Origin of the sequence: Shewanella sp. 11B5 (assembly GCF_002836795.1) — a bacterium.
GTDB lineage: Bacteria > Pseudomonadota > Gammaproteobacteria > Enterobacterales > Shewanellaceae > Shewanella > Shewanella frigidimarina.
Genome location: NZ_PJAP01000399.1, coordinates 1 through 5,231, shown reverse-complemented (window position 1 = coordinate 5,231; position 5,231 = coordinate 1). Strand labels below are relative to the sequence as shown.

Below are 5,231 nucleotides of genomic sequence, written 5' to 3'. Positions count from 1 at the left end.
TCCAGAGGGTGTGCCGAGTGGATTGGCATCGGGATCGGTACGGAAATCTTCCAGTACGATATAACCCCCGTTCGGCAAATATTTGCGATAGATACCCTGTGTGAGCATCACCTCTTTTGCTGGTAATTCTGGGGTAGCCTCTTTAGATTCGGCATAGAATTGATCCAGCCAATCTTTGCGACTCTTACCTTCGGTAAACTCGGCTTCAACTCCCATGCGTCTTGCTAAGTCGACACAGACCTCATAGATAGGACGGCTCTCGAACATAGGGTCGACACTGCTGCTCATCTGTACCAAGGAGGCGGTATCACCTGCGGCGTAACTTTGGTTAACTAAGTCTTCTGATTCAAGCCATGACACGTCTGGCAATAAAACATCGGCAAACTTAGCACTGGGTGTCATCCAGTTGTCGACCACTAGGATAAATTCACATTTAGTTTCATCCTGGAGTAGCTTCTCTGTTTTACGCACTTCAGAGTGTTGGTTAATTAGGGCATTACCACCGTAGTTGATAATCGCCTTAATATCAGTATCCAACTTACCGTCACCCGCTTCATCAAGGTCGACACCTTGTACTCCATCGGACAGAACGGTCATGTTTTTGCCGTCTTCGATGGCCTGAGTGAAGGTAAAGAATGATATCGCTTTCTTCACTGGGTTTGAGCCAGTAGGCATTGATGGTGCGTGTAAAGAAGAGCCCTTACACAAACCACCACAGTTAGTGCCCGGCAGACCCAATTGACCTAACAGGATGGGTAGCATGTAACCCGCACGGGTGTTGTTTTCACCAGCAGCCTGACGGTTTAGCGAGGCGGCAATTTGAATGAAAGGTGCACGAGCCGCAGCCAGTTCGCGGGCCAATTCGACAATGAGATGAGCTTCGATACCGGTAATAGCAGCAGCCCACTCTGGCGTTTTAGCATTAACACCCGGAGTTAAGTCGCCAACTTTCGCGTTATCGAGAATATACGCCTTGTAGCTCTCTTCATATCCAACGCCTTCAGGCATGGTTTTCTCGTCATAACCGACACAGTATTTATCCAGGAAGGCCTGATTAACGGTGTTAGTGGTGATCCATTCATAGGCTAAGGCTTCGAATAGCGCCGCGTCGGTACCCGGACGAATTGCCAGCCACTGATCTTCTTTACCTACGGCAGAGTCGGTGTAACGTGGATCAATCAAGATAGTTTTAAAGTTATGCTTTTGTTTCTGCACCAAGAAGTCATAGGCTTCGCCCGAACCACTCATGCGGATTTCGGATGGGTTGTAACCAACCATCAGCACTAAGTCTGAGTTTTGCATTTCAGACACACTACTTCCTTGCCAGCCAGGGCCTGCAGAGCCATATGTTTGTCCGGCTGCTTCATAAATTTGTGACCAGCTATAATCGCCATAAGCGTTAAGATAACCGCCCTTAAGGTTCATTAAGCGATACAGACATTGCTTACCGGAGAAGTGATAACGTGCACCCGAGTTATAGGTGAAGTGAATCGATTCATTACCGTACTGATCTATAGTGCCTTGCAGTTTTTCAGCGACAAGATCCAGGGCTTCATCCCAGCTAATCCGCTCAAATTGTCCGCTACCACGAGGACCAACACGCTTCATTGGGTATTTCAGACGATCAGGTGCATAAACACGTTTACGCAAAGAGCGTCCCCGTGGGCAAGCGCGCACATCATGGTCGCCGTACTTATCTGTGGTGGTAAATTGAGACTCTACCCGGGTAATCACCCCATCGGTAGAAAAAACCTGTACCGGACAGTTAGATCCACAGTTAACCAAACAAGCCGACCAATTGAGTTTTTCACCGGCAACTGGTGGCGTAGGCGGCACTACTTCAACATCTTTAGAGCTTGAGTTACAGCCTGAAACCGTTGCTACGCAACTTAGTGCGGCACTCATTTTTAAGAAACTTCTGCGTTCCATTATCTTTTCCTCATTGCAGTTATGATTAGCACTGTTTGCATTAGCGCAGCTGGTAGCTAAACGACAACATCACTTGGTGCGCGTTATAGTTATGGTTCAGGCTACCTAAGGTGGTCAGTCCTGGAACTGTATTGACATCAATTTGCGCATAATCGGTGTCGTAATAGCGCTCATACTGGTAAGCCAGCTTTAACGCCATCTCTTCGCTTAATGCGTAGTTCGCATGCAGTTTGAGACTATGGTTGAAAGAGGTGTAATCCCCCTGTGGCGTGGTAACGTCATAGGTGACCAGCGTGTTGCTGGCAGAGTTAGCAAATAAGTAGTCGCCGCCTAGGCTGAGCCTGTCTTCAAGCAGCCCGCTATAGTTGAAACCAACCCCCAGATTAATAAACTCATCTTCGATATCGGCGAACCAGTCAGGGCTTGAGAAACCCTGACTGCCAGCTTGTGCAGCGTCGATCCACTGCTGACCAGCAAAGGCATAGCCAGATAGGTGTGCATTCAGCTGCAGCCCAAGATTGATGTCATAACCGTAGTCTTCAGATTCGGTCAGACCCAGTTGAGTCTCGTTATAATCATCTTTGGCATAGCGGGCGGTCATATCCACACTGAGCCACGACGTTGGGGTGTGATTAAACTTGGCTTCGAAGGCAGTGCGCTTTCTATCAGCCAGGTAATATTTGCGAAGCAAAGGATTCGTTTCTGATGACGTCAGTTCGCTAGTTTGATATTCGCTGCCTCCACGGTTATCGAGGCTGGCCTTAAACTTAAGCTTGATGTCATCCAATGCACGGACATTGAGCTTGGCCCATAGGGCGTCATCATTGGTCTGTTCACGGTCACCATAACTGCGCTCCATCTCTTTGCGGTCATAGCCAGCCTGTAAGCGATAGTCACTGCTTAGGCGGTAACTGGCATTAAGCTTGAGGCCGCGGCGTTCGGTGTCTAAAGGGATATTCTGTTTAAATGCCCCCGAGATCCCGTTAACTTCATATTGAGCGAATTCCCATACCGATCCCTTATTGTCACGCTTGCTGTAATCGACACTGCCGCCGAGTCTGAGCTTGTTACTTAGCAGCGAAGTGACAGACAGCTTGCCGTCTAAGGTATCGACTTCTCCGTCCCAGTTTTGCAGTGGATTACCCGACATTTGAATCAAATTATCATCTTGGGTCATCTTGCCCGATGCCAAGCGACCACTCATAACGGTGCGGTTTAATTGATATTGGCCAGACAAGCTAATTTGATGAGCCTGATTGTCTGGAGCAGGTGCAAAAACGTCATACAGATAAGGAAGACTTAACGCGTCAACATCGTTTTTATACTGGCTCACGAAATAATTCAGGTTGGTAGTCCAACTATCGCCAGACAATGACAAACCCGCGGTGAGGTTATCAGTGTTGGCATCGACTGGCAGGCCAAAATTAACTGGACGCGGAGTGACAATACTACTGCTCTGGTAACCGGTTTTATTCTCGTGCTCATAACGCACATAAGCCTGATAAAAGTCTTGGCCATAGCTCAAACCCAAGCCAGCTTTATTCCTCTGCAGCGAGAGCTCCTGAATTTGAGTATGCTCACTCGGTGTCAGTACGCCGTCTTTGTACCATAACTGACTGCGTGCATCGCCAGACTGATAACGGGTTAGCTGTTGATAATCGGCAACCAGTTTATAGTGGCCTGACTTTCCCGCTTCAAGATGAGCAAAGCCGTTATCCAAACCTAATTGGTGTGCCTGAAACTTGGCTTTATAGCCTGCGGTATTTCGATAATGTAAATCGGCATCCACACTGCCATTAGCCCCGTCATTGTCGGTACCGAACGCATTACCGGAGTGAATGTCATCACTGTCAATATACGCGGCATTGACCCCGATGGTGCCGATATAACCAGCAACTTGAGGGCAACGCTTACACTGAAATACTTGTTGGTTAACGGTACTGGTATTGGCCTTGTTCACGCCAAAGTCAGCCGCCATTGCAGAGCCCGTTATCGCGCCAGATATAGCGAGAAGTGATAACGTGATGAGGTTAAATTTGAATCTCATTTGAGTTACTCCTAATTAGCGCTGCAGCTTGCTGCCGGCTGGGTGATTGGAGCCATGGATCTGGCTATGACAATTGAGGCAACTCTTACCGCCGCCAAACGCATCACTTCCGCTTTGTTGTACAACACGGCTTGCATGACCATCATCCATATGACATTGCTGACACAGTTGTGGTGCTCTTTGGGTGAGCATGGCTTCGTTAACGCTGCCATGGGGGTTATGACAGTTGGCACAATTTTCTGTCACTGGCGCATGCTCCCATAAAACAGGGCCACGTTTTTCGCCATGACAGCTATAACAAGTGTCATTCACAGTGGCGTGATTCAGCGCACTTTCACTCATAGAACCGTGTGGATTATGACAATCGATACAGGTCATTTGATCCCACTTCATCGGGTGAGATGAGCGCTTATTCATGTCAGATTTTTGCTGCGTGTGGCAAGAGGTACAGGTGTCATTAACCGTAAGCTTGTCCATAACCGGATCGTTGTCGGTGTGGATATTATGACAATCGCTGCAGGCCACCTCGTCTAAATTGTGGCTGCTGCTATGCCATGCCATCTGCTTAGGATCGTTATGGCAACCTAGGCAGACACTGTTCTGACTTTGAGCGGAAAGCTTGCTCTCTTTGCCAAAGGCGATCATCGGCTCCTTACCGCCTTTGTTATGCGCACCTAACGGGCCATGACAGGCTTCGCATTGCAGACCCGCCATAGGCGAACCCTGTTGGCTCGGGCTACCGTGCACGCTATCGAATATCGCCATGACCTTGTCATTTTTCTTATGACACATCAGGCAAGAGTCGGCACCTTTGTTAGAGTAATTACCTTGAGCAAATTTCTCCGTCAGTTGCTGTTCTAGTTGTTCACCAGTGAGTTGATTCCAGGGGGCCGCCTGAACTGAGAGAGATAAGCACGCGAAAGCGAATATCCCACAAAGTAACGTAGTGATAATACATTTGTTCATCATCTTGGCCTTACAGTTAATTATTTTATGATTTGTTAACGTTTGTGTTAATTAGTTTGCATTTAAAGTGTAATTTGAATTAACAAAAATACGAACTATTACTTTGGAGGTATTATTAGATCTGTGATTTTTAATTTAAAAATGATTTATTCGGGATCAAGATCTTTATTTATCGCCATCTATTGTATGTGTTTTTTAATATTAAAAATCTCAAAAACAAAACTTCAACCATCTGATTTTAAAGAAGTTAATTTAAAAAACCCTACTGATGAACATGATTTTAAATTTG

General features: G+C 47.0%; 3 protein-coding genes. All 3 read right to left on the bottom strand.

Annotated features, from left to right (window positions below; all coding sequences use genetic code 11):
* A partial coding sequence (locus CXF78_RS09315) for a DMSO/selenate family reductase complex A subunit (protein ID WP_102036611.1) occupies window positions 1-1,929 on the bottom strand: 1,929 nt, incomplete at its 3' end.
* A 40-nt stretch (window positions 1,930-1,969) separates the two neighbouring features.
* Entirely contained in the window at window positions 1,970-3,976 is a 2,007-nt protein-coding gene (locus tag CXF78_RS09310) for an MtrB/PioB family decaheme-associated outer membrane protein (protein ID WP_102036610.1), read from the bottom strand.
* A gap of 15 nt (window positions 3,977-3,991) precedes the next feature.
* Window positions 3,992-4,945 (bottom strand): DmsE family decaheme c-type cytochrome, encoded by a 954-nt coding sequence (locus CXF78_RS09305; RefSeq protein WP_011638573.1) that lies wholly within the window; start codon window positions 4,943-4,945, stop codon window positions 3,992-3,994.
* Window positions 4,946-5,231: the final 286 nt, after the last annotated feature.

What these genes read in the sequence shown, in the direction of transcription:
- CXF78_RS09305 (WP_011638573.1), bottom strand. Translation starts at nt 4,945, where the DNA reads ATGATGAACAAATGTATTATCACTACGTTACTTTGTGGGATATTCGCT.
- CXF78_RS09310 (WP_102036610.1), bottom strand. Translation starts at nt 3,976, where the DNA reads ATGAGATTCAAATTTAACCTCATCACGTTATCACTTCTCGCTATATCT.